26 protein-coding genes are annotated in these 24590 nt (G+C 62.2%); 10 read left to right on the forward strand and 16 right to left on the reverse strand.

Annotation, left to right across the window (positions count from 1 at the left end; all coding sequences use genetic code 11):
* The first annotated feature begins 240 nt into the window (after window positions 1-240).
* Complete coding sequence (locus tag IEY38_RS07865; RefSeq protein WP_188976802.1) at window positions 241-693, forward strand: type IV pilin; 453 nt, start codon at window positions 241-243, stop codon at window positions 691-693.
* Window positions 694-698: 5 nt separating this feature from the next.
* On the opposite strand, the gene IEY38_RS07870 is transcribed toward IEY38_RS07865, so the two are convergent.
* On the reverse strand, window positions 699-1970 hold the full coding sequence (locus IEY38_RS07870) for an amidohydrolase (RefSeq protein ID WP_188976804.1): 1272 nt from the start codon (window positions 1968-1970) through the stop codon (window positions 699-701).
* A gap of 55 nt (window positions 1971-2025) precedes the next feature.
* Entirely contained in the window at window positions 2026-2358 is a 333-nt protein-coding gene (locus IEY38_RS07875) for an uS10/mL48 family ribosomal protein (RefSeq protein ID WP_188976806.1), read from the reverse strand.
* Between the two features lie 95 nt (window positions 2359-2453).
* Here IEY38_RS07875 and IEY38_RS07880 point away from each other — a divergent pair, with 95 nt between their 5' ends.
* Complete coding sequence (locus IEY38_RS07880) at window positions 2454-2882, forward strand: bis(5'-nucleosyl)-tetraphosphatase (RefSeq protein ID WP_188851239.1); 429 nt, start codon at window positions 2454-2456, stop codon at window positions 2880-2882.
* Between the two features lie 95 nt (window positions 2883-2977).
* On the opposite strand, the gene IEY38_RS07885 is transcribed toward IEY38_RS07880, so the two are convergent.
* Window positions 2978-3418, reverse strand: a complete 441-nt coding sequence (locus IEY38_RS07885) for a DUF5684 domain-containing protein (protein WP_229775246.1) — start codon at window positions 3416-3418, stop codon at window positions 2978-2980.
* A 207-nt stretch (window positions 3419-3625) separates the two neighbouring features.
* Between IEY38_RS07885 and IEY38_RS07890 the strand changes: the two genes are divergently transcribed.
* The gene (locus tag IEY38_RS07890) at window positions 3626-4651 is read left to right on the forward strand and encodes a DUF5787 family protein (RefSeq protein ID WP_188976808.1); all 1026 of its coding nucleotides are present in this window, start codon (window positions 3626-3628) and stop codon (window positions 4649-4651) included.
* 23 nt (window positions 4652-4674) lie between these two features.
* Here IEY38_RS07890 and IEY38_RS07895 read toward each other — a convergent pair whose 3' ends face one another.
* Genes IEY38_RS07895 through IEY38_RS07905 form a run of 3 tightly spaced genes read right to left on the reverse strand, consistent with a single transcriptional unit; the run spans window position 4675 to window position 7197 of the window.
* Window positions 4675-5154 (reverse strand): DUF5797 family protein, encoded by a 480-nt coding sequence (locus IEY38_RS07895; RefSeq protein WP_188976810.1) that lies wholly within the window; start codon window positions 5152-5154, stop codon window positions 4675-4677.
* A gap of 52 nt (window positions 5155-5206) precedes the next feature.
* Complete coding sequence (locus IEY38_RS07900; RefSeq protein ID WP_188976812.1) at window positions 5207-6442, reverse strand: ABC transporter permease; 1236 nt, start codon at window positions 6440-6442, stop codon at window positions 5207-5209.
* The gene (locus IEY38_RS07905) at window positions 6442-7197 is read right to left on the reverse strand and encodes an ABC transporter ATP-binding protein (protein ID WP_188976814.1); all 756 of its coding nucleotides are present in this window, start codon (window positions 7195-7197) and stop codon (window positions 6442-6444) included. The genes IEY38_RS07900 and IEY38_RS07905 overlap by 1 nt, the downstream gene beginning before the upstream one ends.
* 58 nt (window positions 7198-7255) lie before the next feature.
* On the opposite strand from IEY38_RS07905, the gene IEY38_RS07910 reads away from it, so the two are divergent.
* Window positions 7256-8275: a LolA family protein gene (locus tag IEY38_RS07910; RefSeq protein ID WP_188976816.1), complete on the forward strand. Its 1020-nt coding sequence runs from the start codon at window positions 7256-7258 to the stop codon at window positions 8273-8275.
* Between the two features lie 24 nt (window positions 8276-8299).
* Here the strand turns inward: IEY38_RS07910 and IEY38_RS07915 are convergent, their stop codons facing one another.
* From IEY38_RS07915 to IEY38_RS07925, 3 genes are read right to left on the reverse strand one after another with little or no spacing between them, the layout of a single operon-like run.
* Complete coding sequence (locus IEY38_RS07915) at window positions 8300-8764, reverse strand: Mut7-C RNAse domain-containing protein (RefSeq protein ID WP_188976818.1); 465 nt, start codon at window positions 8762-8764, stop codon at window positions 8300-8302.
* Window positions 8757-10493, reverse strand: coding sequence for a DNA polymerase/3'-5' exonuclease PolX (gene polX / locus IEY38_RS07920; protein WP_188976820.1), 1737 nt, complete (start codon window positions 10491-10493; stop codon window positions 8757-8759). Before polX ends, IEY38_RS07915 begins: the two co-directional genes overlap by 8 nt.
* A 1-nt stretch (window position 10494) precedes the next feature.
* The gene (locus IEY38_RS07925) at window positions 10495-10947 is read right to left on the reverse strand and encodes a DUF5788 family protein (protein ID WP_188976822.1); all 453 of its coding nucleotides are present in this window, start codon (window positions 10945-10947) and stop codon (window positions 10495-10497) included.
* A 226-nt stretch (window positions 10948-11173) separates the two neighbouring features.
* Between IEY38_RS07925 and IEY38_RS07930 the strand changes: the two genes are divergently transcribed.
* Window positions 11174-13249, forward strand: a complete 2076-nt coding sequence (locus IEY38_RS07930) for a caspase family protein (RefSeq protein WP_188976824.1) — start codon at window positions 11174-11176, stop codon at window positions 13247-13249.
* 88 nt (window positions 13250-13337) lie between these two features.
* Here IEY38_RS07930 and IEY38_RS21635 read toward each other — a convergent pair whose 3' ends face one another.
* Complete coding sequence (locus tag IEY38_RS21635) at window positions 13338-13472, reverse strand: DUF7503 family protein (RefSeq protein WP_268238757.1); 135 nt, start codon at window positions 13470-13472, stop codon at window positions 13338-13340.
* Window positions 13473-13879: 407 nt separating this feature from the next.
* On the opposite strand from IEY38_RS21635, the gene IEY38_RS07935 reads away from it, so the two are divergent.
* The 4 genes from IEY38_RS07935 (at window position 13880) to IEY38_RS07950 (ending at window position 17579) form a co-directional block, all read left to right on the forward strand.
* The gene (locus tag IEY38_RS07935) at window positions 13880-14824 is read left to right on the forward strand and encodes a response regulator (RefSeq protein WP_188976826.1); all 945 of its coding nucleotides are present in this window, start codon (window positions 13880-13882) and stop codon (window positions 14822-14824) included.
* 131 nt (window positions 14825-14955) lie between these two features.
* Window positions 14956-15891 (forward strand): rhomboid family intramembrane serine protease, encoded by a 936-nt coding sequence (locus IEY38_RS07940; RefSeq protein ID WP_188976828.1) that lies wholly within the window; start codon window positions 14956-14958, stop codon window positions 15889-15891.
* A gap of 2 nt (window positions 15892-15893) precedes the next feature.
* Window positions 15894-16712, forward strand: a complete 819-nt coding sequence (locus tag IEY38_RS07945) for an endonuclease V (RefSeq protein ID WP_188976829.1) — start codon at window positions 15894-15896, stop codon at window positions 16710-16712.
* Window positions 16713-16754: 42 nt separating this feature from the next.
* Window positions 16755-17579, forward strand: a complete 825-nt coding sequence (locus tag IEY38_RS07950) for an SDR family oxidoreductase (protein WP_188976831.1) — start codon at window positions 16755-16757, stop codon at window positions 17577-17579.
* Between the two features lie 18 nt (window positions 17580-17597).
* Here IEY38_RS07950 and IEY38_RS07955 read toward each other — a convergent pair whose 3' ends face one another.
* From IEY38_RS07955 to mct, 6 genes are all read right to left on the reverse strand, one after another.
* Complete coding sequence (locus IEY38_RS07955; RefSeq protein ID WP_170095965.1) at window positions 17598-18686, reverse strand: ArsA family ATPase; 1089 nt, start codon at window positions 18684-18686, stop codon at window positions 17598-17600.
* Window positions 18687-18737: 51 nt separating this feature from the next.
* Window positions 18738-18899, reverse strand: a complete 162-nt coding sequence (locus IEY38_RS07960; protein WP_004516852.1) for a DUF7563 family protein — start codon at window positions 18897-18899, stop codon at window positions 18738-18740.
* A 75-nt stretch (window positions 18900-18974) separates the two neighbouring features.
* Window positions 18975-21422 (reverse strand): ATP-dependent DNA helicase, encoded by a 2448-nt coding sequence (locus IEY38_RS07965; RefSeq protein ID WP_188976833.1) that lies wholly within the window; start codon window positions 21420-21422, stop codon window positions 18975-18977.
* A gap of 140 nt (window positions 21423-21562) precedes the next feature.
* Complete coding sequence (locus tag IEY38_RS07970) at window positions 21563-22123, reverse strand: TATA-box-binding protein (RefSeq protein ID WP_004516850.1); 561 nt, start codon at window positions 22121-22123, stop codon at window positions 21563-21565.
* Window positions 22124-22325: 202 nt separating this feature from the next.
* A complete protein-coding gene (locus IEY38_RS07975; RefSeq protein ID WP_188976835.1) occupies window positions 22326-22766 on the reverse strand; it encodes a TRAM domain-containing protein in 441 nt (146 codons plus the stop codon).
* A 70-nt stretch (window positions 22767-22836) separates the two neighbouring features.
* Window positions 22837-24027, reverse strand: coding sequence for a succinyl-CoA:mesaconate CoA-transferase (gene mct / locus IEY38_RS07980; RefSeq protein ID WP_188976837.1), 1191 nt, complete (start codon window positions 24025-24027; stop codon window positions 22837-22839).
* Between the two features lie 121 nt (window positions 24028-24148).
* On the opposite strand from mct, the gene glmS reads away from it, so the two are divergent.
* Complete coding sequence (gene glmS / locus IEY38_RS07985) at window positions 24149-24589, forward strand: methylaspartate mutase subunit S (RefSeq protein ID WP_004516847.1); 441 nt, start codon at window positions 24149-24151, stop codon at window positions 24587-24589.
* The last annotated feature ends 1 nt before the right edge of the window (window position 24590 follow it).

Consider the following 24590-nt stretch of genomic DNA (forward strand, 5'->3'; position numbering starts at 1 on the left):
CGGCGGCTCGATGCGTTTTTCGGTTGGTTTTGATCTTCTGGCATGAGTTCGCTAAGGGCAGATGTAGCGTTTTGAATTTGGTCTGGATAGTAGTTGAGTAACACATAAACTATAATTTTGAACGACAAGTTTTATTATTCGACAACATAATATCAAAATGAAGTCACTCTGGGGTCGGTCGACCGGGGGGTCACCGAGACGGAGACAGCGTGTCGACCGTCGCCCAAGTGGGGGTCAATCATGCTAGCACACAGATTCAAATCCGACGATAGTGCAGTCTCGCCAGTTGTGGGAGTTATACTAATGGTTGCAATAACGGTGCTGCTGGCGGCGACAGCAGCGACGTTCTTCCTCGATTTCGGTTCCGGGAACCTCGGCCAGAGCGCGCCACAGGCAGCGTTTTCGTTCGATTACGACTCTGAGGGTCCCGACACCCTAACAATCGAACACCGAAGCGGCGACTCGATTCGGGCCGGAAATCTGTACATCACTGTTAGCGGGGCTTCAGGCGCTAACGGACAGCACGATTTCCCGAGTCTCAGTGGCGCACCGGCGGCCAGTTCGGAAATCACAGCCGGGTCGCAGGTGACGTTTTCCAAGACGTCGGACCTTTCTGACGCCACGGTCACGCTAAACTGGAAGTCGCCGGATAGCGGCAAATCAATTCAGCTCGCCAGTTGGGAAGCGCCGTAGCGTCGTCACTTGCTCAGTTGACGGATCGCTTCGCTGACGACATCGACGCCGATAGTCAGCGAATCTTCATCGACATCGAACGTCGGTGTGTGGTGGCCGCCGGGGTGATCGGTCCCGATACCGACAAATGTCGCCGTTCCGCCGTGATCTTGGACGCGGTCCATCAGGTACGTCGCGTCCTCGCTGCCGCCGAGGTCGTCGGTTCGAAGGCGGCTGGTAACGCCGGAAACCGAGTCTGCCGCGTCGTACACCACATCCGCGAGCGCGTCGTCGCTTACCGCACTCGGCGCTTCCGCGGTCGTCTCGATAGCGACTTCACAGTCGTGCATCTCTGCGGCCGACGACATGACGGTGTCCGCCCGCTCGCTCATGCATTCCTTGAGCGGGGTCGTTTCACCCCGGACTTCCCCTTCCAGTGTCGCTTCCCCGGGGACGATATTCGTCGCTGTCCCACCCTCGACAACTCCAGCGTTGACACGCGTCGCGCCGTCGCCGTGCCGGCGAATCGCATGAAGGTTCTGGACGGCGGTTGCGAGGGCCTGGACAGCGTCCCGTCCCTGTGCCGGATGCCCGCCGGCGTGCGCTGTCTCACCGGAGAATGTCGCCTCGAACTGCCGGACTGCGAGGAAGCCGCCGACGCCAGCGACGATCTCCCCGGTCGGATGGTCGAGACCGATATGTATCGCCAGCAAGTGGTCCACGTCGTCCAGATGACCGCTTTCGCCGACAGCCTTCCCACCGCCAATGACCTCTTCGGCCGGCTGGAAGACGACTTTGAACGTGCCCCTGAAATCGCTCTTTTTGACTGCCTCAAGCACGCCAAGACCAATCGTCGCGTGGGCGTCGTGTCCGCAGGCGTGCATGTACCCCTCGTTCGTCGAACGGAACCCCTCCGTCGACGGGGCGTGCGCCACGCTGTCTGCCTCCGTTATCGGCAGCGCATCGATATCGACTCTGAGCGCGACAGTCGGTCCCTTGCCCTGTTCGAGCACAGCGAGAGCACCGGTGAATCCCCCGGCAGCGCCCTCTAGTACGTCCCCACGGGCTCCGGCTTCGCGGGCCTTCCGCTGCCAGTCTTCGAGTTCATCGTCGTCGGGGACAGCCATCCGCGCGTTGCCATCCACGACATCCCGGCCGGTGTACAACTGATCGACGCCGATACGCTCGAGTTCGTCGACGATGCGACTGGTGGTGTAGAACTCCCGCCATGCGGGTTCGGGATAGCTGTGTAGGTCGCGCCGGACGGACCTGAGCCGCTCCTGTCGGGCCTCGTTCATGCCGGCGAAACGGGTTACAGTTACTTATAAGAACCCACAGGAATGGACGACGGCTCTACGAACCGCTGCCGACCTGCGTCCGCTGTTCGACGCCGGCCTCCACGTGGATGGCGTTCGGGAACGTTCGCTGGGTAACGTCCCGGGCGAACTCCTCGTACCCGACGATCTCTATCGTCCGGGTGTAGACGGTGTGGGTCCAGGAATCGAAGCGGCCACCGTCCGGTCCCAGCGTTTTCGACTGTGGAATCCGCAGTTCCTGTGGTTGCTTCGGATGCGGACCCTTGAGTTCGACCCCCTTCTGCTCGGCGCTCTCTTTGATCTCTGTGACAATGTCCTCAAGGCGATGTCGGTCCCCACTGGTGAAGGTAAGCGTCGTGACAAAGGGCATCTGTAGACGAACACTCAATCGCGAGTGACAAAAGGCCATCTGTTTCCGTTGTGTCTCCGATATTCTCTTAAGTAGCGGTGTCATAAAATCCGATAATGATAGAGGCCACGAGCGCGGGAGCCATCCTCTTTCGCGATACGCGTGGCCGGCGGGAGTACCTCCTGCTCAAGAGCCGACCCGGCGATTGGGAGTTCCCCAAGGGCGGCGTCGAGGGCGAGGAAGAGCTCCAGCAGACCGCCATACGCGAAGTGAAAGAGGAGGCCGGGATCGGCGATTTCCGGCTTTTAGACGGGTTCCGCGAAGACTACGACTACGTGTTCGAGGCGAACGGCAACACCATCCACAAGACGGTCCACCTGTTCGTCGCGAAATCGTTCGAAGCGTCAGCCGAACTGTCCACAGAACACCGCGACCTGCAGTGGCGCGACTACGAACAGGCCATCAACACAGTCACGCAGGACGGTCCCCGCGAGATACTCGAACAGGCAGACGAGTTCCTCGACGAACGAGAAGACGAGAAGTAGAGCCAGTCGCGGTCGATAGCGGCTGCTCAGTGAAATTATGAGCAGCAGGACTGTGTCTCAGGGCCAATACGGGACGAAGTGAGTTCTGTTGTGAGTTATACGCCGGGAGAGGTGTCGCCAACGTATGACTCGTCACCGAACCCGAGCAGTGGCCAAAACACGAATGGGAGGAGCCACATCGCGAGTCCGTATCCGGGTCCTTTTCCGAAGTTCTTCGCAATATCAATATTGATTACGATGAACACCAGTCCGTTGATTACTGGGATGAAAAATAGAATTATCCACCAGGTTTCCCTGTCGGCGATATCCAACATGTAGAGGATATTTAATATCGGAATGAATGATCCCCAGCCCGGTTGTCCGGCTTTCTCGAAGACTTTCCACATTCCTGCAATATATGCGATGAAGGCACCGAACGCGAGCAGAGCGAGGACTATGAAGAAAAGGCCTCCAAAAATTCCAGCGGCAGTACCACCACCGCCAGACTGGAGTAACGCTGTTCCGACACTACCAATCGAACTACTGAGTACTGACATGCACTCACTCATCTCGACCCATATGGAATAAATTCTTTGTATACTTATTTAACAAGAAACGCACTTTCACAGCCAATTCGCTTTAGCTCTCAATATCAAATTCAGTAATCTTGTTTCCGGACCGGAACCAAATGACGAAGGATGAGCCGAAGTGACTGAGTTACCCAGAGAAAGCGGGTTTATTTGGACCGAAGCCAAATCAGTGCTATGACCAGTTCCGAGTTCGCCTTCGAGCTGGCCGTCTGCCAGTGGGCCGAGCGAGCGTGGTCGCCATCTGACGACGCAGCGGTGCTGGTCGCCAGACAGTTCGGGACGAAACACCGCCGCTGGGATACGATTGTACTGGAGTGTGATCCCGTCGGACTCCAGGAACGGGCGAAGTTCGGGACAGAATCGTTTCACTCGGACCTCTTGCATGTCCTCCGGCACGCGCCGGCCGACTGGACCTACTACCGCGACGCGCTGCCTGATCCGGGCTATCCGTGGCGGTATGTCCGGGAGTCGATTCACGAGGCGGCCGACCGGGACGCTATCGAGACCCGAAAGCGCAGCAACCGCATCGAAATCCGTCGGGTGCGCCCCTATCCAGACTGGCTCCGGCGGATCATCGCCATCGAGAACAAGCCCGATCTGACGGCCAGCGCCGCTAGGAATCTCGTCCCACAACTGGAGCGGGACATCGCGCTCTCGCTGGCCGACGAGGTGTGGGTTGCGACGGCGACGACTGACGAGCGCGTGGAACCGATTCTGCTGGCGGACCTGCCAGCAGCCGCCGGTGTGTTGACGGTCGACCCAGAATCCGGCACGGCTGAGACGGTCTGGCAACCGCGGTCGCTGTCGGTCGACGAGCCCGGAACGCGCATTCTCGACCGACCGGACGACGACACCAGCGCGGCGCGGTTCGAGTACGTGGACACCGACTGGAAGCACGAGCGGCGTCTCGCCATCGCCGAACGGGCGTACGCTCGTGGGTGGCGAGCGTACGCGGATACGATGCGTCCTGACTGCAGGCACTTCCAGCTCAGCGCCGACGAGACTGGCGTGTACCCTCACTGTGCGGCGAAAGACTGTCTGCCGACAGCGGCGGAGTGTCGAGGACAGTGTCCGTCCTACGAGCCGGAACCACCGACGTGGCGGTCGATGGACTGGCCGCTCGACGGCGGACCGGGCAAGGCGATAAAACGGCTGTTAACGCGGCGTCGACGACGACAACGGCCGGGACTGTCTGAGTAACGGACCGATTCCTTGACCCGAACTTATTCTTCGGACAGTTCGATATCCAGTTCGTCCCGCGGCACGGCTAGTTTAAACGTCGGGACAGTCTTTTCGACTGTCTCCACGATACCCTTGTCTGCGAGGCTGCGAAGCGCGGAGCGAACGTCGTCGGTGTCGCGGTCCTCGCCGACCTCACGGAGTGCGTGTAACACGGCGACGACGCTCTGGCTCTCCTCGTCCGGCCCGGCGATCACGTCGACGATAGCCTGCTGGAGCGGGGTGACCGTCACCGTCTGAATCCGCTCGGAGTCCTCTCCGTCGATGAGCGTCGTCGCTTCCGGCGTCGCACAGATGAGACTGTTGTCGTTGCGGTAGTAATGCTCCTTGAGTTCAGATTCGAGGTACTGGTGGACCTCGCTCCCGCTGTCCATGTCCCAGCGCTCCTGTAACTCGCCGTTTTTCGTCGGCTGGAGTTCGACGATATCGGCGAGCCGTTCGCGGGCTTCCTCCGAGAGAGTCATGGCCCGTCGGTACGACGACCACGTATTTCGGTGTTCTGCATCCGGGTAAGGTTCACTCGTGTCTGAGCGCGTCGATTGGGTCGACCCGTGCCGCCCGCCACGCCGGGTAGAGGCCGGCGACGACGCCGACCAGCACACCGACACCGACCGCCAGCGCCATCCACAGCGGCGCGAGCGAGAACGTCACTTCGGCGTACCGGGTCGCTCCGTAGCCGACGAGCAGTCCGAGTGGCACGCCGAGCAGCGAGCCGATCGTGCCGAGGAGTGCGGCTTCGACGAGGAACACCTGCATGACGTCGCGGTTGCGCGCCCCGACGGCTTTCATGATGCCGATTTCGCGGGTCCGCTCGGTGACGCTGACGAGCATCACGTTGGCGATACCGATAGCACCGACGACGAGCGCGATAACGGCGATGCCGGTGACGAAGCGAGTGATTCGCTCGATGACATCGCTAATCTCCTCGACGAAGTCGTTTCCGGACCGGGCGACCAGTTCCGTGTCGTCGGCCGACAGCGACCGCGCGTCAGACGCACCGGTGAGGTACGTCTGAATCGCCGACTGCGTCTCCGGAATCTCCCGAGGGTCGACGACAAGTGTCACCTGCGGGTATGCCCGCTGTCGCACGCCCGCCGATGGGCTCTCGACGACGGACTCATAGAAGGGGTCGATGGGGACGTACACCCGCGGCTGGCGGGCGAACTCACTGACCGGGACTTCCCCGCGTGTCCCGTTGACGACGCCGACGACGGTGACGTTCCGCTCGCTCCCGTCCGGCATCGTCATCGTGAGCCGCTCGCCGGCCGTGAGGTTCTCGGAGAACGACCCGGCCATACGCTCGTTGACGACGACGGCTTCCTCGTCAGTCTCGAAGGAGCGACCCTCGACGAGGACACCTGGCGTGAAACTGGCCGGCCGCGTCGCTGTGACCTGCTGTCTGGCGAGTGTCTGGTTCCCGTGCTGTACCGACTGCGTTTGGACGATTCCACGCGGGAGCACCGCCTGCACCCCAGCAATCCCCTCTAATTCCTGAATGTCGTGCTCGGTAAACACCGGCTGGAGCGTCCGGTCGAAGTCGTCATCGCCCGAAGGGGTCCCGAACACGTAGATGTTGCCCGCGTTCGACGTCTCGATGTCCCCGACGATTTCGGCCTCGACACTGGCCCCAAACGTGGCGAAAGTGATGACCGACGCGATACCGATAACGACGCCGACGACAGTCAGCGCCGACCGAAGCTTGTGCGCTCTGATAGACCGGAGCGTGATACGAACGCTCTCGCCGGTGTCCATCAGTGCTCGCCCCCGGAGACATCCTCGACGGACTGGATGTGGCCGTCTTCGACGTGGACGATTCGCTCCGCCCGCTCGGCGACGTGGCGTTCGTGGGTCACCAGCAGGAACGTGTTGCCCGCCGCGTGGAGGTCGTCGAACAGGTCGAGTATCTGTGCGCCGGTCTCCGTGTCGACGTTGCCGGTGGGCTCGTCGGCAAGAATCAACGCCGGGTCGGTCGACAGCGCACGGGCGATGGCGACCCGCTGGCGCTGGCCGCCGCTGAGTTCAGAGGGGACGTGGTCGGTGCGGTCCCCAAGTCCAACCTCAGAGAGGAGCGACCTCGCCCGCTCGCGGCGACGGGCGCGGTCCCAGTCGTCGAAGACGAGCGGCAGGGCGACGTTCTCCACCGCGGAAAGTCGCGGCATGAGATTGAACGTCTGGAAGACGAAGCCGACCTCGGTGCCGCGGATGTCAGCCCGTTCGGCCTCGCTGGCGGCCGAAACATCCTGTCCGTTGACCACCACCTGCCCCGACGACGGCGTGTCCAGCCCGCCGATGAGGTTCAACAGGGTGCTCTTCCCGGAGCCGCTCGGTCCCATCACCGCCGTGTACGACCCCGCCGACAGGTCCAGACTCACGTCGTCCAGCGCTGTCACCGTCCCGCCGAGGTCGTACTGCTTGCTGACGCCGTCGACGCGGACAGTCGTGTTCGCTGACTCGCTCACGGCCACGCGTACGGACTGGACGGCAATGAGGGGTTCGCCCTCTGTCATAGTAGTCCGCGCTGTGACAGGAGCAACCCACTTACCATTCCAGTCCTAAGCCCGGACAATGACAGCCGATACCGGACGGAAACTGGCTATCGTTGCGGTGTTCGTCACCATTGGACTACTGGCCGCTGGGGCGGTCGCCGGCATGTCCGGCCTCAGCGAGATGGGGCAGCCGTCCGGCGACGACGTGCTTGAGCAAACCGAACAGCGTTACGACGCGGCCGAAACAATTACCGGGACTGCGACAGTGACCGTTACGAACGACTCGGAATCGAAGGCTGCGACAGTGGAGTACGCCGCCGCTGAACCGAACAAAACGTGGGCCGCCGTCACGAGTGAGAACCGGTCCTACGAGATGGGGACGAACGGGACCGTCGTCTGGGCGGTCGGCGAGAACCAGTCATATGCTCGCGAACTGACCGAGGAGTCCGTGGCGATGAACGACACCACCGACCCGGTTCCCGAGGAGAACGTCACTGCGACGCTCCGGGGGACTGAGGAGGTCAACAGCGAATCGACGTACGTTCTCGACCTCGAACCAACCAACGAGAGCATCGACGCGCCGAACACGACGCTGTGGGTCGATACCGAGGACTACCGCGTCCACAAGATGACCACTGACGACGGGACGAACCGGACGGAACTCACCGTCGAGGAGACGAACTTCAACGTCAGTATCGACGACAGCCAGTTCGCCCCGCCGGCTGACCGGGTCGCCGTCACGACCGTCGAGACGTACGACTCATACGACGCAGCCCAGTCCGCGACAGATATGGACCTACCAGCGTACGAGGACGGGACTTTCGAGGAAGCCCGGTACATCAGCCGGCCCGACAGTACAGCCGTCGCTCAGCAGTACGACGCTGATGGGGAGAACGTGACGGTTCTGACCGCAACCGGCGCATCGAGCTATCTGGACGATTCGGAGAACGGGACGGCGGTGCAGGTGAACGGGCAGAACGCGACCGCAATCGAGCGCGACGACAGGGCTGTGGTCTACTGGACCGAGGACGATGTCACGACTGGTGTGGTCGTTGAGGGGACGACCGACGAGGCCATCGCTGTCGCTGAAGAACTGTAGCGACGCCCGCCAACTGTCTGTATTCTATAGGTCTTCCAGCGTTGACTTGACCGACGCCCAGTGGCTCCCTTTCCAGAAGTGTTGCCCGCAGTCCGTACAGCGCCAGACCCGCTCGTCACTGGCACTCGGTGCGTACTCCGGCGTCGGTTCTACCGGGTCGACCTCCTCGACCGGGCCGTTGCAGACGCCACAGTAGCCCGGCTCCGAAGCGAGCGAGAGTTGGAAGCCGGCGTCAGCGAGTTCCCGCAGCTGATTGTCAACCTCCCGCTCGGTAAGGAGCACGCTCTCGGATGCGCGGGCAGCGAGGTCGCTGTCCCGAGTTATCACCAGCCGGTCCTCACGTTCCGCTATCGCGAGAAGGTCGTCGTCAGCCTCGGCATCTCGATCGAGCGCGTAGGCCGTGTCGTACCCACACATCCGCAGATAGGTGGCGAGCTTGCCGAGCATCGCATCGAGCACGAGCCGGTCGCTGGGGGTGTCGTCAGGCATCGAAGAACTCGCGAAGGCCCTCGGCGTCGCGGGTGTTCAGCACGTCGCCCGTTTCGGCCCAGCCCCGCTGCGCCGTGTGGACGCCGTAGCGCAGGAGGTCGAGGTTGGCTGGGCTATGTGCGTCCGTGTTGATCGCGATTGTTGCCCCAGCCTCGATGGCCTGTTTGACCGCGCCACCGCCAAGATCTAGGCGGGCGGGGTTGGCGTTTATTTCCAGCGCCGTGTCGTTGTCAGCGGCGGCTTCTGCGAGGCGCCCCACATCCACGTCCAGCCCCTCACGACGGTTGAGATACCGGCCTGTCGGATGCCCGATGACGTTCACGTCGGGGTGTTGTGCGGCCGCGACGAGGCGATCCGTGCCGTCCCCGTCGAGCGCGGCGTGGGGCGAGGCGACGACCACATCCAGTTCCGACAGCAGGTCGTCGACGACTGAGATGCTGCCGTCCGCCGCGATGTTCGCTTCAACGCCGGTGAACACGTCGATGTCGGCGTCCGCGGCAACCGATTCGACTTCGCTGATCTGCTCGCGGAGCTTCTCGTCCGGGACACCGACGCCGCCGACCATCCCCGGCCCCGTCGCGTGGTCCGTGACGGCGAGGTAGTCGTGGCCGAAGTCGGCGGCACCCTCAACCATCTCCGTGATACTGTTGCTGCCGTCCGACCAGTTCGTGTGCGTGTGGATGTCGCCACGGACCTCGCCCTCGGCGAGGAGGTCCGGGAGCGACCCGTCGGCGGCGGCTGCGACCTCGCCGCGGTTCTCCCGGAGTTCCGGTGGAACCCAGTCCATTCCCAGCGCGTCGTACACTGCTTCCTCGGTTTCGCTGGCCACCAGTTCGCCAGCCCGCTGGTCGTCGTCTTCGACGCCCTCGACATCAAAGACGCCGTACTCGTTGACTTTCAAGTCCTGCTCGATAGCGCGGTTGCGGACCGCCACGTTGTGGTCCTTGCTACCGGTGAAATACTGGAGCGCCGCACCAAACTCCGAGGGGTCGACGACCCGCAGGTCGACCCGAACGTCGTCAGCGTATGCGCTGGCTTTCGTGTCTCCGGACTCGATGACACGGTCGAGTCCGTCCCAGTCGACGAACCGCTCGACGACTGCCTCGGGGTTGGGGCTTCCGACGAGTACGTCCACGTCGCCGATGGTCGGTCGCCAGCGACGAATCGACCCACCGAGTGCGCACTCGGCCACAGCGTCGCCGGCGGCCATGTAGCTCCTGACCCTGTCGCCGTGCGGCCGGCCCTCGCCGAGGAGCGACCGCTCGTGAGCCTCGCGGGCGAAGTCGATGTTGTCGAGGATGTTCTGCTCCGTCTTTGCACCGAAGCCCGACACCTCCTGTATCTCGCCGGCCTCGGCGGCGGCTTCCAGTTCGTCGAGGGTGGTGATACCCAGCGCCTCGTACAGTGAGCCGACTGATTTCGGCCCGATTCCCTCGACTGCTGTGAGGGCGGCCATCTCGACAGGGAGTTCCGCACGGAGTTCGGTCAGCTCCTCGATTTCGCCGGTCTCGAAGTACTCGACCACCTTCGAGGAGATGGCGTCGCCGACGCCGTCTATCTCACCGACGCTGGCTTCGCCCTCGGCCGCCAGCCCCTCCATGGCACCGGGAAAGTCCCTGATGTTCTCGGCTGCCCGGCGGTAGGCTCGGGGCTTGTACTCGACGCCTTTCGCGTCTAGCAGGTCGGCGAACTCTTCGAGCAATGTCGCGATTTCGTCGTTCCGACTCATGTTAGTAGCTCCGTCCGGCACGACCCGTGCCGGAGTCCGCGTCCTCGTGTCCGAGGGCTTTCTGGAGGAATTTCATCCAGCGCTTCCTGTCGGCCGCCTCCTGTGCCTGTGCTTCCTTCTCGATGTCCGCCGCACCGAGCTGTTCGAGGGCGTTGAGCGCACGGTCGATACCGATGATAGCCGTGGCAAGCTCCTCACCGCGCTCGTAATTCACTTCGTTGTCCTCGATCCGCTGCTTGCGCTGGAGGCGCTCGCGCCGCAGGTTCTTCTTAGCTTGTTCGACGCGCTCGCGCTCGCCTCGCGGAATCGTCTCCCGACGCTTGATCTCGAAGACGAACGACTGGAGTTCGATCTCCTCGCCCTGAATGGTGATCTCATCGGGAATGTCAGCACCGACGGTCGCGCTGTCGCGTTCGATGCGCTCCAGCAACTGTTTGCGCTCGAACTCTTTCACTACCGGATGTTAGACCGGGGTGCCCTTACCCGCTTCGCCCATCGGCCACTAAGGCTTGCGCGGCGGTGCCTGTTTTTGCTCTACCCACGTGTGCCCGTTCAGCCTCCGTGTTTCAGGGAGACTCAGTGAGCGGTCCCGACTGAGATAAACGAAGTCGGCGATATCTTTTTCATTGTCTCTGTCGTTCTCATCGTACGAGAGTAATACTGCCCCCCTCGTTTATTATATGACTCTAACGTTCGAACCGCTTGACGACCGTCCTGGGCTCGCGGTCATTGACCAGATCGAGCGCCAGCGCTACCGGATACACACGCTGACCCCAATCGCCCTCAGAGAGGCGGAGACCGACGTGTTTCAGTATCCCGTCGGGGACGCTGTCCGGATACAGACGCGCGCTATCGAACTACCGACAGTGGTCATGGTGTACGTCCGTGACGACGACGGAGCGATAGCCGCCGAGGTTGCGCAGTTCGAGTCTGAGACGCTGCCGGCGGATGATTACGTACTGGACCCGCTGACGCAGATCAAGACGTACATGCGGGTCGAGGACACCGAAGTCGAGGTCACCGTCGACTCGGACCGGACCCGTATCGAGTTCGACAGTCCGACGGACCTGCTCATCGGCGCTCGCTCCCAGCACGACCGCCCGGCGGCCACGGTCACGACGACCGAGCAACCGGCGGACGTGATGGCAGCGGTCGAGACCTTCGGGTCGGCGCTCAAGGCCCACGACCCGGAGCGCTCCTATCCGACACTTCGCGGCCACCCGCCGGCGCTTGAAATCGGTGATACGCTGGGCATCCCAGCGGATATCGACAGTCCGGATACCGGTGTCACGCTCGAACTCCCGCCCGATCTCGCGTCTATCTTCGTCGCCGCGCCGCTTTCGTACTACCTCGGTGCCTCACTTGCTCCCGCATCTGAGCCACGACTCGTAACTGACAAGGGATTCACGTACTCACTCGACACCGCACGAGGCTTCGAATCCGAGGTCGGACGGACGCTCAAACGGCTGTTCTTCCTCGATTGTGTCACACGCACTGAGGGGTTCCACCAGATCGACTTGCACGAGCGCGCGGCCATCGAGCCCTACGTCGATCTCGACTTCGAATCACTGTATCAGCGGCCGGTGGCGGAGCAGGTCGCCACCTATCTGCAGGTCCCGTACGACGTTATCGAGGACCATATTCCGAAGTGGCGGCTGACGACACATATCGACCCGGTGCCGGCGAACGCGGAACAGCTCCCGTACGTCGTCGACGATCTGGCTATCGTCCGAACGCATCAGCAACAGCGGCTGAATCAGGCAAGCGTGCCGGCAGAAGCCGAGGCTGAATTCACCCGCGACGATGTCATCACCCGCGCCGCGAGTTCCGAAACTGGCACTGCCACAGCCGAGACGGACTACGTCGAGCCACAGGCCGAGGACTCACTCGAACAGGCCTGGATCGGAGACAGCATCCCCATCGGTGCGAGCAAACTGACCAAAGCAGCGTTCGAACACCGACTTGACCGCGATACGAACGCCGAGGACATCACGATTCGCGTCGTCCAGAACGACGCCCGGATGGACGAGGAACGGCAGGTCGTCGATGACGTGTACGGTACCCGGGACGATCTGCCGTTCGATGTCACGGTCCACGACGACTTGACGACGGCGGAACTCAGAACGGTCCTCACGACCGACGCAGAGTTCTTCCACTACATCGGCCACACCGAACACGACGGCTTCGTCTGCTCCGATGGCAAGCTCGACGTGACGACGGTCGATTCGGTCGGCATCGACACGTTCCTGCTGAACGCCTGCAACTCGTACAATCAGGGTTTGGCACTCGTCGAGAAGGGTGCAATCGCCGGCATCGTCACGCTCAACGAAGTCCTGAACGACGGCGCGATTCGTATCGGTGAGGCAGTCGCCCGACTGCTGAACTGCGGCTTTCCCCTTCGAGCGGCGCTTACTATCGCACGCGGTGAGAGCGTACTTGGTGGGCAGTACATTGTTGTGGGTGACGGTAGTGTTACTGTAGCCCAAGCCGAGAGCGGAACACCAAATATGCTCAAAGTGGAGCCGGAAGATAATGGTTATACTTTGAAGATGATAACATACACTACAGATAACAGAGGGCTAGGGAGCTTGATAATACCACATATCGAAAATATTGATAAGCACTACCTCATCTCTGGAAATATTAGTGAATTTAGTGTTTCTGAGTCGGAATTATTGAGGTTCCTCAATATGGAGGAAGTCCCAGTGCGAACAGAAAACGGGCTCCATTGGAGTACATCATTATCCCTTGATTGATAATGTAAACTGCCAGGTACAAGCGGGACCAAGCGGATCGTTACTGAAGGAAAGCGAAACTATTGACAGACTCTACTTAGCGTGTCCTCTACGGCCCGACATAACTTGAACTGTTAGCGGCTGCTGCACTCCCTGCCTGTGACAGTAGCATCAGGAGGGTGAACAGTGCGCCGGCCATTTTCGGGTGCTCTGCGAGGTATTCGCGCATGGTGGTATCTGACATGATACAACTTCGATGATGGTGGGTAGATAATTAAATTTATTTGAAAAGTACCTACATATTATATATTGTATTAAGGATAGAATTAACAGTCAAATCCGGAAACTAACATTCACAAGGCCAAGATCACGAGTTTAGAGGGAAAAATCACACAGGGATTGTGCGTGCAGACGCGGAGAAATTACCGATACCCCCCATCAGTACCGTTTAGTATGCAGGTGCGTAATTGATAATCAGGGTTTAGTATTGATGTCTAAATGGAAATCAGAAGACAATTATTCAGGATATATACGTCCTGCTGGCTCGCTTCAGGGGTCGGACGCAGGGGGGGTCGATGCATGCAACAATCGCGACTAACTTGGTGGAATCGATGATTGCTGGCGGCTCTTTTTGCAGCACCGGGAGGAAAAATGACTTCTGAGGAACAGTGGCGGCTCGGCGACAAGACAGTGGAGCTATCCAGCGCGGCCATCAGTGGAAGCCGACGGGCGGCAACGAGACATACACCGCTTCTCCGGACTGAATCAGTGGACCGACGCGACGAGATGCGGACAGAGGTCCCGATTCCGCTGGCGAAAGTCGAGCAGTCCCAGCAGTGTACTGTGTTGCACGTCGACGACGATCCACAGGTTGGTGAACTGGTTGAGGTGTATCTCGAACGCATCAACGACGACTTCGACGTCGTGACGAAGACCAGTGCCGTCGCCGCGCTTGATTTCCTCCGGACCGAGCAGGTCGACTGTATCGTCAGCGACTACGATATGCCAAACACTGACGGACTGGAGTTTCTGGAACTCGTCCGCGAGCAGTACCAGGACATCCCGTTCATTCTGTTCACTGGCAAGGGCAGTGAGGAAATCGCGAGCGAGGCGATCGCGTCGGGCGTCACGGACTATATGCAAAAGGGGGGTCGATCAGATACGTACCACGTTCTCGCCAATCGCATCGAGAACGCCGTTGAGCAACATCGCACCGAGCAACGGTTCTGGAACGCCCTCTCGTGGTATCAACGGCTCGTCGAACAGGAGCTCGCGGGCGTCTGTATCATTCAGGACGGATCGTTCGTCTACGTGAACCAGAAGCTGGCGGACATTTTCGGCTATGACCAGAGTGATCTCATCGACGAATCCCCGACCCTTCTCGCGGCGGAGGGCGACGGCGACAGATTTCCCGAATCACTTCGAGGAGCGGACTCAGACGAGCTCGAAACGTTCCATTCGGAGTTTGAGGGCCGACAGGCTGACGGCGAAACGCGGACTATCGAGGTGTCCGGCGGGTCGATCGAGTACGACGGCGACCCGGCGTGGATCGGTGTGCTTCGAGATGCCGAAAGCAACCCCGACGTTGGCGAGTGAGTCGCCGTTTAGCTGCTGTGTGCCGCCTTTTGATTCTACTAGCGCAGACATCGAAGTATCGTAGCGGTCTGCCAGTGGCTGGCCCACTGTAAGCACAATCCCTTTCCACCGTCCACTCGTATCATGGTACAATGTCGGAGTGCGATGCCTGTGGAAAGCAGGAGAACATGCCGTACCAGTGTGGGCACTGTGGCGGGACCTACTGTGCGGAACACAGACTGCCCGAGGCCCACGATTGCCCCGGACTTGACAACTGGGGCGATCCGGGCGGCGTGTTCGACAGCGGGTTCGACGAGAGTGTAAACAGTGGCCAGACCTCCGGAGGCGGCGTCACCGACCGGCTCGGTATCAACACCGGGCCGGGCGGGCCGCTGGCGTACTTCCGGGGGAACGTCACGTACCTGTTCCTGGCCATTATGGGTATCTTCTTTATCCTCGAAAACATTGTCCGCCTTTCCCTCGGACCAGAGGCGTTCAACACGCTGTTTGTCCTCCGCCCGAGCCACCCCGAATACGTCTGGACATGGGTCACGTCGGTGTTCTCACATGACCCCAGCGGGTTCTATCACATCTTCGGGAACGGGATTATCATCTACTTCTTCGGCCGGATCGTCGAGCAGCAGATCGGATCGAAGAAGTTCGCGATCTTCTTCCTCGTCTCCGGCGCACTGGCGGGCCTCGGTCAGGTCGGCCTCCAGATGTTCCTGAGCGGCCCCGCTTACGGCGTCCTCGGGGCCAGCGGGGCTGCACTGGCTATCATGGCATTCTTGACCGTGTTGAAGCCGGATCTGCGCGTCTACCTGTACTTCCTGATCCCGGTACCAATCTGGGCTATCACTGGCTTCTACTTCCTTCTGAGCATCGCTGGGACGTTTAGCATTGGAGGCGCAGGGCTGCTCGGCGGCAATATCGCCCACCTCGCCCACCTCATCGGCCTCGTCATCGGGCTCTGGTACGGCCAGAGAATCAAGGGGCAGACCCGGATGCCCGGCCAGATACAGTTCGGCGGTGGCGGCGGCCCAGGCGGCCCTGGTGGACCGGGCGGTCCCGGCCGGCGTCGTCCGTGACGATGAATCCAGCTCGCCCCGAGTTCGTCCCTGACCCGTCGCTCTCGCAGGCTGAGATGGAGGAGTTGCAACGCGACATCGCCGAGGTTGCGCGGTTCGAGGACGAGATGGACGTTTTGCCCGAGACAATCGCGCCCGCCGGAGACGCGCCGGACAGCGACCAGACCACGCTGGGTGCTGGCGACGATACGACGGACGCGCCGCTCGTCGCCGGCGTCGACCAGGCGTTCGTCGATGACAAGGCCGTCTCGGCTATCGTCGTGCTGCGGAACGGCGAGGTCATCGAGCGAGTCAGCGCCGTCGAACGCACCGAGATTCCATACATTCCCGGTCTGCTGTCGTTCCGCGAAGGCGGCGCAATCCTGGCCGCGTTTGCGGAGTTGGAGACCGACCCCGACGTGGTACTCGTCGACGGCAGCGGCCGCATCCACTTCCGAGAAGCCGGGCTGGCGACGCACATTGGCGTCACGCTCGACGTACCAGCCGTCGGCGTTGCCAAGAGCCTCCTCTGTGGCACGCCGGAACAGTCGCTCGACGAGACGTACCCGGAGGGAACGCGGATTCCGATTGCAGCCGACGACAGCGTCGAGACCTGCCCCGACAGGACTCTCATCGGTCACGCGGTCCAGACGCGCCAGTACGACTCGCCGAATCGGTATATCAATCCGCTTATCGTCAGCCCCGGCCATCGCGTCAGCGCAAGCTCCGCGGCGGATATCGTCGAAGCCACCGCTGACGGCTACAAGCTCCCCGAGCCGACCCGGCTGGCCGACAGCTACGCCGACGAGGCGAAGACGGCCGTCAATAATCCGTCCGAATAACCGACAGTATAACTTCCCGGGGTGTGTTCTCCCGGCCAACACATGGCGAAGACGGTGCTGATTACGGGTGCGTCCTCGGGTATCGGACGGGCGAGTGCCGAGGCGTTCCTGGCCGACGACTGGACTGTCTGGGCGACTGCCCGCGAGGAATCGGACATCGAAGAGCTCGGCGAAGACGGCTGTGAAACCGCCGAACTCGACGTGACGAACCCGCGCGAATGCGAGCGTGTCGTCGAGGCGCTCATCGAGTCCGAAGGGCGGCTCGATTGTCTCGTGAACAACGCCGGCTACGCACAGTTTGGTGCGGTCGAGGACGTGTCGACGGCGGCACTACACGAGCAGTTCGACGTGAACCTCTACGGCCCGCACCGACTCATCCGCGAGGCACTCCCGCACATGCGTGCCCGGGAGAACGGGACTATCGTCAACGTCTCCAGCGTCGCGGGCCGTATTGCGTTCCCGAATCAGGGTAGCTACGCCGCCTCGAAATTCGCCCTTGAGGGGCTCAGCGACGCGCTCCGGATGGAGGTCGAAGAGTTCGGCATCGACGTGGTACTTGTCGAACCCGGACCCGTGGAGACTAACTTCGACGACCGCGCCGACGAAGAACTCGACGACCTGGATACGTCCGGTGCGTACGACTGGCTGTATCAGGCCCACGAAGACTCGAATCTCGTCGGTATTCAGGACGCGCTCTCTGTCACGCCCGGGACGGTTGCGCTGACCATCCGTGACGCTGCCAACGCCAGCGATCCCGAACCGCGGTATCCTGTCGGACAGGGCGCACAGCTACTTCTCATGCTCGACTACCTGCCGGCGCGGTGGCGCGATGCAGCGTTCGGCGTCATCCGGAAGCTGACGAGCTAACCGCCGCCCTCGCCCAGTTCAGTCCAGACAGGCCGCTACAACTGACAGCAACCGCTCGCCGCGCACTTCCTCGGCGAACAGCGGTACACGGCGTACGTCGTGGCCACGGAACATATCCTGTGACCGGGCCAGCGCGTCCTGTTGGACCTGCCAGCGTCGCGCGCAGAATTCACAGTCGGCGTGGTTCGGGCCAGCGATGTCCACGTCTTCGCCGAGCACCTCGCTCGGGTCCTGCATCACTCGATTGACGACGACGGTGCTAACGGGGATGTTGAACTCGCCGAGTTGTGCGAGCAATCGCTCGGATTCGACAACGGACAGTTCCTCAGGCACCATCACGATGCGAAAGTCCGTCTTCCGTGGGTCCTGCAGAATCGACCGCAGGTGCTCGATCCGGTCCGACAGCTCCTGTAAGTCCTCGATACCAGCCTCGGCGTCGACATCCTGATCATCGCCGAACATTCCCGTGAGGTTGTCCATCATCCCCGAAAACCGCTCGCGGAGCTGGAGAATCTTCCCGACCATCGAATCCATCGTTTCGGGGAGTTCCAGCAGACGGAGGGTGTGGCCGGTTGGCGCGGTGTCGATGACGACGCGGTCGAAGCGGTCGTCGTCGACGTAATCCAGCAGGAGCCGGAGCGCCGCGGCCTCGTCAGCTCCGGGCATCGACCCGCCAAGGAGGCCCTCCTCGCCGCCGATGGGGTCCTCGGTCTGGCCTGCACCTGCTGCGCCGCCCGCGCCACCGCCGAACATCCCATCGCCGCCGAGGAGTTCGCCCACACCGCCCAGTGCGTCCTCCTCGACACCGAGGGGCCCCTCGCCGACGGCGGCCTCCGGATCGATCTCTGCGGCGTACAGCGGGATATCCTCGCGGATGCGCGTCGGCGTTGCTGGGATGTCCGCCTCCAGTGTGTCCGACAGCGAGTGGGCAGGGTCCGTGGAGACAACGAGTGTCGCCGTGTCGTCACGCGCGGAGGCAAGCGCCGTGGCCGCAGCACACGTCGTCTTGCCGACGCCGCCTTTCCCGCCGTAGAGGACGTACTCCGCCGCGTCGATTCCCGCGGGTGCATCGATGTCGTCGACTGCCTCGACGTCGAGTTCGCTCATGCCAGAAGCTACGCTCGTCCGGCCTTGAGTACTTCCCGAAAAAGAGGTGTCCTACTGTCTCGAAGACCGCGCTTCACGGACGTCCGCGCCGTCCCGGAGTTTGTCCTCGCAGTTCGGACAGACCCGGGGGCCATGACCTTCGACGGCTTCTGGTGTAAAAACCCGTACGTACTGCTCGGTTACGAATTCACCGCAGTTCTGACACTCGGGCATCTATAGGTACACTCGTTCCACGATGTAAATGCCTTCCGCTGTCAACGAAATCTTCCGGTTAATCACCGGGCGGCGCTACTGGTGGTCGGCCCAGAATGAATCCAGTTGGCTCGCGAGGAAATCGGGCGTCATCCGGGTGAATTCCTCGCGCTCGCCGGCGGGCAGGTACGGGTACACCGAATGCCGCGCATCTGGTGTGTACCGGCGGCCGACTAGCGCCCGCACGCCGACCTCGTCAACGCCGCGGATGACGCGGCCGATGGCCTGGCGCGCGCGCCGCACAGCCGGAACTGTCAGGGCATACTCGAAGGCGTTGTCCTCGCCGAAGGCGTCGCCGTATGCTCGCTGGACGCCCCTGACGCGCGGCGACCCGATGTTCACCAGCGGAATGCCCACGACGGCACAGGTCGAGAGCTTCTCGCCGTCGTAGTCGACGCCCTCTGTGAGCGTCCCGCGCGTCGACGTGACCATGACTTTCCCGTCGCCGCTGAAGAACTCGCGTTTCAGCCGTTCAGTCTCCTCGTTGCTCGATGACTCGTCTACGAGGACCGGCTTCTCGACGGCCTCCTGCAGATACGCGCCGGCCCAGCGCGCCTCCCGGTAGTTCGGCATCGCCACCATGACGTTGCCCGGTGAGCGGGCCAGTGCGCGTAGCGCCTGTGCGTACTCGTCGCGGGTGGGGTTCCAGTTGTCGCCGAGCGGGCGCATCATTTCGGGGTCGCCCCGGTTGCGCGCAGTAAACGGCGTCGCGTCGACGAGGTACGACGCTCGATTCTCGGGCGGGAACGGTAGGTCGTAGGTCGTTGATCGGACCGGTCGTCCGTCGCCGGATTGCTCATCGGGGGCCGTCGAGCCCGTCTCGGCCATCGAGTCCAGTCCCGACACGCGGGTGAACACGTCCAACGGCTCCAGCGTCGCGCTCATCAGGATACCGCCCCCGAGGTCGTCGAAGACGTTCCGCAGGGCCGTCGCGGGCATACAGTTGTAACACAGCAGCCCCGGCGTGTAGACAGCCTGGTAATCGGAATCGAGGCTCTGTCCGTGGTTCGGCGAGTGCTCCAGTTCAATCTCCCGGAGGAACGTCGCGTGGTCGCGCTCCCACCACTGCCCAGCCAGCACGCCGACAGCGGCACACACCGGCTGGCGGGTCAGCCCGAGCTGGTCGATTGCGTCCTCGACAGCGGCCCCGACCTTCGACAGCGAGCGCCACAGCGACCCGTCGTAGCCCTTCCGCTCGGCCCACTCGGTCAGTTCGTCCTGCTCGACCGTGTCGGGGTCCCGGAGCGGAATCTCCCTATCGTGTTCCGGTAGCACCGACGGGTCCGCGCGCCAGCCCTCGTGTTCGGCGTCAAGGAAGGACTCGATGCGGTTGTCGAGCCACCGAATGAGCTCGTCGTAGAACTTCCGGGCCTGGTCAACCGCATCCAGTGGGACCTCACGGGCCGACAGCACCTCGCGGACCTGCGCCTTGTGGTCGGCGCTCTGCTGGGCGCGCTGGATGAGCGTCGTGCAGTCGTTGCGCGCCTGCACGATGCTCTGGCGGCCGAGGCGATCCGACAAGAGGTCCCGGACGCGCTCCTCGAGTCGGTGGGCCTCGTCGACGATGACGAGCGTCTGGTTGTCGAGTACGTCCGCAAGCAGCGGGCGGGAGCCCGGATCGAACAGGTGGTTGTAGTTCCCGACGATAACGTCGGCCTCGTTCAGCATCACACTCATCACCCGGTGGGGACAGGTCCCGCGTTCCGTCGCCGCCGGAAGGTAGTCGTCCATCGTCACCACGTGCTCTTCCCCAGCCGAGAAGTCGACGGGTGAACCCTTGTTGCGAGCGTACCAGTCCGCCTCGAATGGACAGTACAGCGGCGGGTCTGATCCCTCCGCCATTGATTCTGGGGCCGTCGGCTGGGCCTGCCGGTACGGCGAGGCCGCACCGGCCGTCCGAAGCGTGTCGTCACCAAGGGTCGATTGATCGGCCGCGTCGGGGCGTGCGGCCGCGGCGAGGTCCTGCCCTTTCCGCGGGTCCCACCACTGGTCGTCGTCGGCCTCACCGGCGATTGCGGCGTCCGCGACGGCCGCGCCGTCCGAGTGTCCGTCGTCCTCGACTAACCGCGCTGTCGCCTCCCTGAGGTCCTCACAGCGGTCGTGTGTCCCCACGTCGTCCGGGAACTGCCCCTCACGGCCGTACGGACAGAGGTCGCGCTTCCCGACCAGCGAGATGCCGGCGAACGGCTCCTCGATACCGGCGTTCAGCGCTCGCAGGTCGTCGACGAACTGCTGGAGTTGCTGTTTGACCGGCGTGACGACGACCATTCGCTCGTACAGGTCCGTATCGCGGACCAGGGTCGCGCCGGCGGTGAGCGCGGCCATCGTCTTGCCCGTCCCACATGGGCCCTCCATCGCGAGAAAGCCGCGTGCCTTGCCCGCCTCGATGGCTCGTTCGACGGCGTCGGCCTGATTCTCGTACGGCTCGTCGAAGCCGAAATACGTACGCCAGGACTCCGTGCCCGTCGAGGCGGGGTCTCCCATCGAGACGGGGTTAGTCGTCCCGGTATTTGAACCGCGGGGTTCCCGTCCGTCGCAGTCGCTCAGTGTGAGTCGCGTCGGGACCGCAGTGAACCGAAAAACGGGCTGTGACTGGTCGCCGCCCAGTCACTGGCACCGAGCCGTTAGTCCAGCAGGCCGAGGTCGCTCAGCCGCTCGACGATGGTGTCGACGGCTTCCTCCGCATCCTCCTTTCGCTTCCCGCCGGTGACAACGAGCTTCCCCGAACCGAATAGCAGCGCGACCACGTCGGGTTCGTCAAGTCGGTAGACGAGGCCTGGGAACTGCTCGGGCTCGTACTCGATGTTCTCGAGCCCGAGGCCGATGGCGATGGCGTTGAGGTTGAGCGAACTCCCGAGGTCCGCGGAGCTGACGATGTTCTGGACGACGATTTCGGGGTCGTCGTCGACCTGAATATTCAGATCACGGAGCTTGTCGAAGACGATACGCAGACTCTGGTGGACGTCGTCCGTCGACTTCGCACCCGTGCAGACGATCTTGCCCGACCGGAAGATGAGCGCGGCAGATTTGGGGTCCTGTGTCCGATAGACGAGGCCCGGGAACTGCTCTGGGTCGTAGTCGGCACCCTCGAGGTCCATCGCGACGCTCTCAAGGTCGAGTTCTTGTCCGATACCGGTCGAAGCAACGACATTTTCGATGTCAATGCTCTCTTTTGGGTCGACCATATAGTGTTTTAAATACCGGATTTAAATCATATAAACGTTTGTGATGCTGTGATTACTAGTCGTTCTTCGACCTCTACAACGTCCGACAGATCCCATTCAAGTAGGGGTCTGCCGGCTGAGCGACCCTGCTGTGGCCGTCTGTTCCGGCCCAGTAGGCTTCCAGCCCGGCGGTCACTGGGCCGCTGAAGACGCGACGATACCGCTATACAGTGTGGCCGTCGTTGTCGACGACGCTCGCAAACGCGACGTTTTCCTGTACGGTCTCGATCTCGACGGTCGGCGAGTCGCCCGGTTCGCCGTCGGGGACGATGACGACGTATCCGCGTTCGACCTTGGCGATGCCGTCGCCTTGGTCGCCGAGAGATTCGATGGTCACGTTTCGGATTTCGCCCTCGTCGACCGGCGGTTGCGGGACGCCGGTGTCGGCTCGTTCCGGTTCGGCATCCTGTGTAGGCGTTTGCGGCTGGGCTGTCGTCGACGAGCCGGCATCGACCTGCGATAGCAGGCCAACGCGGTAGGTCTCGCCCGGCGAAATCGCTCCGTGGGACACTTCGCTTTTCGGAATCTCGACGATATATTTGTCCCCGTCAGTCTCTACTCGCGCACTGAACAATGTACTGAGTGCATCTGGAACTTCGACCATAGGCTATTCTACGGCTCATGATAGATAATGGTCCTGCCCTGATGTGGTGAAAATTGCCGGCAGTTGCCGATTAGTCGTCGCTTTCGACGCGATTAGTGTCCGTTTCAACCCCGACTTCATCAAGCAGTTCCGTCCTGTGCTCGTCTAGTAGCGGCGCGCGACCACCGGGCGAGGGCATCGTCTCGGTCATCTTTATCGGACTGCCGGCGATGGTTATCTGTTCGTCGGCACCGGGCTGGTCGACATCGGTGAGCATCTCCCGGTCGTGGATGTGCGGGTCATCGAAGATATCAGCGGTGTTCTGGACCGGCGCAGCCGGCACGCGCCCTCCGAGCAGGTCAAGGAGGGTTTCCGAGTCGATGGTGGCGGTCCAGTCGGCAATCTCGCGGCGCAGGGACTCCCGGTTCGCGATCCGGCTGCCGGCGTCTGGATAGTCCGCGGCGAGGTCCGGTCGCTCCATCGCCTCGCACAGCGCCTCCCAGTGGCCGTCGGCGAACGCCGCGATGACGACGTGGCCGTCGGCGGCCTCGAAGGAGTCGTACGGGAACAGTGTCGGATGAGAGTTCCCCTGCCGGGTCGGCGACTCGCCGTCACAGGAGTACTGGTACACCGTTCGCTCACACAGCGACACCATCGAGTCGTACATCGCCGTATCGACGTACTGGCCCTCGCCCGTGCGTTCGCGGTGATGGACGGCCGCAAGGATGCCGACAGCGTTCAGTACGGCAGTGAAGAGGTCGCCGACGCCGGGGCCGACCTTCGTCGGCGGGCCGTCCGACTGCCCCGTGATTTCCATGACGCCACCCAGCGCCTGCGCGATGAGATCGAACGACGGCTGGCCCTGTCGGTGGGTTTCGCCCGTTCGCGGGTCGCCAAAGCCCCGGATGGAAGAGTAGATGAGGTCCGGGTTGTGTTCTCGCAGCGTCTCGTAGCCGCAGTCGAACTTCTCCATCGTGCCGGCCTTGAAGTTCTCGACCACCACGTCTGCGCGCTCGACGAGCGAAAGGAACGCCTCGCGGTCATCGGCGTCCCCGAGGTCGAGTTCGAGCGAGCGTTTCCCACGGTTGACGCTCTGGAAGTACCCGCCGTAGGCTTCTTCGTCGCCGTCGCTCACGAACGGCGGGTTCGACCTGATGAGGTCGCCGCCGGGGCGTTCGACCTTTACCACGTCCGCGCCCATGTCCGCGAGCAACATCGTACAGTACGGTCCGGCGAGGACCTGTGTCAGGTCGAGCACACGCAAGTCGTCAAGCGCACCCATGCGAAAACCACGACGGGGCGGCCGCATAAACCTTCTTGAACGTCCGTTATAAATTCCTTAAGGCCATATTATCATGAAAGACCATTAGGTTTATCACTACCCGCCGACGACGACGTAGTACATGCCCCGGACCGTTATCCTCGGCGTGATTGGCTCCGACGCGCACGTCGTCGGCATCACGATTCTAGAGCAGGCGCTCTCGGCCGCTGGCTTCGAGGTCATCAACCTCGGTGTCCAGACGTCACAGGACGAGTTCGTCTCCGCCGCGAAATCTCACGACGCCGAGGCAGTACTGGTATCCTCGCTGTACGGGCACGCCCGCCAGGACTGCGAGGGGCTGCACGACGAGCTCGACGACGCTGGGCTCGACGTGCTCACCTACGTCGGTGGGAACCTCGCCGTCGGACAGTCCGACTTCGAGGAGACGCAGGCGACCTTCCGACAGATGGGTTTCGACCGCGTCTTCGACGCGGAAACGGACCCGGAGGAGGCTATCGAGATGCTCCGCGAAGACCTGCAACTGACGACAACAGAGGCGGAGCAGATCAGGGTTGACGGGTGAC

Origin of the sequence: Haloarcula sebkhae (assembly GCF_014647415.1) — an archaeon.
GTDB classification, from domain to species: domain Archaea; phylum Halobacteriota; class Halobacteria; order Halobacteriales; family Haloarculaceae; genus Haloarcula; species Haloarcula sebkhae.

What these genes read in the sequence shown, in the direction of transcription:
- polX (WP_188976820.1), bottom strand. Translation starts at nt 10,493, where the DNA reads ATGAGTCGGAACGACGAAATCGCGACATTGCTCGAAGAGTTCGCCGAC.
- IEY38_RS07945 (WP_188976829.1), top strand. Translation starts at nt 15,894, where the DNA reads ATGAATCCAGCTCGCCCCGAGTTCGTCCCTGACCCGTCGCTCTCGCAG.
- IEY38_RS07885 (WP_229775246.1), bottom strand. Translation starts at nt 3,418, where the DNA reads ATGTCAGTACTCAGTAGTTCGATTGGTAGTGTCGGAACAGCGTTACTC.
- IEY38_RS07950 (WP_188976831.1), top strand. Translation starts at nt 16,755, where the DNA reads ATGGCGAAGACGGTGCTGATTACGGGTGCGTCCTCGGGTATCGGACGG.
- IEY38_RS07890 (WP_188976808.1), top strand. Translation starts at nt 3,626, where the DNA reads ATGACCAGTTCCGAGTTCGCCTTCGAGCTGGCCGTCTGCCAGTGGGCC.
- IEY38_RS07875 (WP_188976806.1), bottom strand. Translation starts at nt 2,358, where the DNA reads ATGCCCTTTGTCACGACGCTTACCTTCACCAGTGGGGACCGACATCGC.
- IEY38_RS07930 (WP_188976824.1), top strand. Translation starts at nt 11,174, where the DNA reads ATGACTCTAACGTTCGAACCGCTTGACGACCGTCCTGGGCTCGCGGTC.
- IEY38_RS07965 (WP_188976833.1), bottom strand. Translation starts at nt 21,422, where the DNA reads ATGGGAGACCCCGCCTCGACGGGCACGGAGTCCTGGCGTACGTATTTC.
- IEY38_RS07955 (WP_170095965.1), bottom strand. Translation starts at nt 18,686, where the DNA reads ATGAGCGAACTCGACGTCGAGGCAGTCGACGACATCGATGCACCCGCG.
- mct (WP_188976837.1), bottom strand. Translation starts at nt 24,027, where the DNA reads ATGGGTGCGCTTGACGACTTGCGTGTGCTCGACCTGACACAGGTCCTC.
- IEY38_RS07940 (WP_188976828.1), top strand. Translation starts at nt 14,956, where the DNA reads ATGTCGGAGTGCGATGCCTGTGGAAAGCAGGAGAACATGCCGTACCAG.
- IEY38_RS07970 (WP_004516850.1), bottom strand. Translation starts at nt 22,123, where the DNA reads ATGGTCGACCCAAAAGAGAGCATTGACATCGAAAATGTCGTTGCTTCG.
- IEY38_RS07870 (WP_188976804.1), bottom strand. Translation starts at nt 1,970, where the DNA reads ATGAACGAGGCCCGACAGGAGCGGCTCAGGTCCGTCCGGCGCGACCTA.
- IEY38_RS07915 (WP_188976818.1), bottom strand. Translation starts at nt 8,764, where the DNA reads ATGCCTGACGACACCCCCAGCGACCGGCTCGTGCTCGATGCGATGCTC.
- IEY38_RS07910 (WP_188976816.1), top strand. Translation starts at nt 7,256, where the DNA reads ATGACAGCCGATACCGGACGGAAACTGGCTATCGTTGCGGTGTTCGTC.
- IEY38_RS21635 (WP_268238757.1), bottom strand. Translation starts at nt 13,472, where the DNA reads ATGTCAGATACCACCATGCGCGAATACCTCGCAGAGCACCCGAAAATG.
- IEY38_RS07880 (WP_188851239.1), top strand. Translation starts at nt 2,454, where the DNA reads ATGATAGAGGCCACGAGCGCGGGAGCCATCCTCTTTCGCGATACGCGT.
- IEY38_RS07975 (WP_188976835.1), bottom strand. Translation starts at nt 22,766, where the DNA reads ATGGTCGAAGTTCCAGATGCACTCAGTACATTGTTCAGTGCGCGAGTA.
- IEY38_RS07935 (WP_188976826.1), top strand. Translation starts at nt 13,880, where the DNA reads ATGACTTCTGAGGAACAGTGGCGGCTCGGCGACAAGACAGTGGAGCTA.
- IEY38_RS07865 (WP_188976802.1), top strand. Translation starts at nt 241, where the DNA reads ATGCTAGCACACAGATTCAAATCCGACGATAGTGCAGTCTCGCCAGTT.
- IEY38_RS07960 (WP_004516852.1), bottom strand. Translation starts at nt 18,899, where the DNA reads ATGCCCGAGTGTCAGAACTGCGGTGAATTCGTAACCGAGCAGTACGTA.
- IEY38_RS07895 (WP_188976810.1), bottom strand. Translation starts at nt 5,154, where the DNA reads ATGACTCTCTCGGAGGAAGCCCGCGAACGGCTCGCCGATATCGTCGAA.
- glmS (WP_004516847.1), top strand. Translation starts at nt 24,149, where the DNA reads ATGCCCCGGACCGTTATCCTCGGCGTGATTGGCTCCGACGCGCACGTC.
- IEY38_RS07900 (WP_188976812.1), bottom strand. Translation starts at nt 6,442, where the DNA reads ATGGACACCGGCGAGAGCGTTCGTATCACGCTCCGGTCTATCAGAGCG.
- IEY38_RS07905 (WP_188976814.1), bottom strand. Translation starts at nt 7,197, where the DNA reads ATGACAGAGGGCGAACCCCTCATTGCCGTCCAGTCCGTACGCGTGGCC.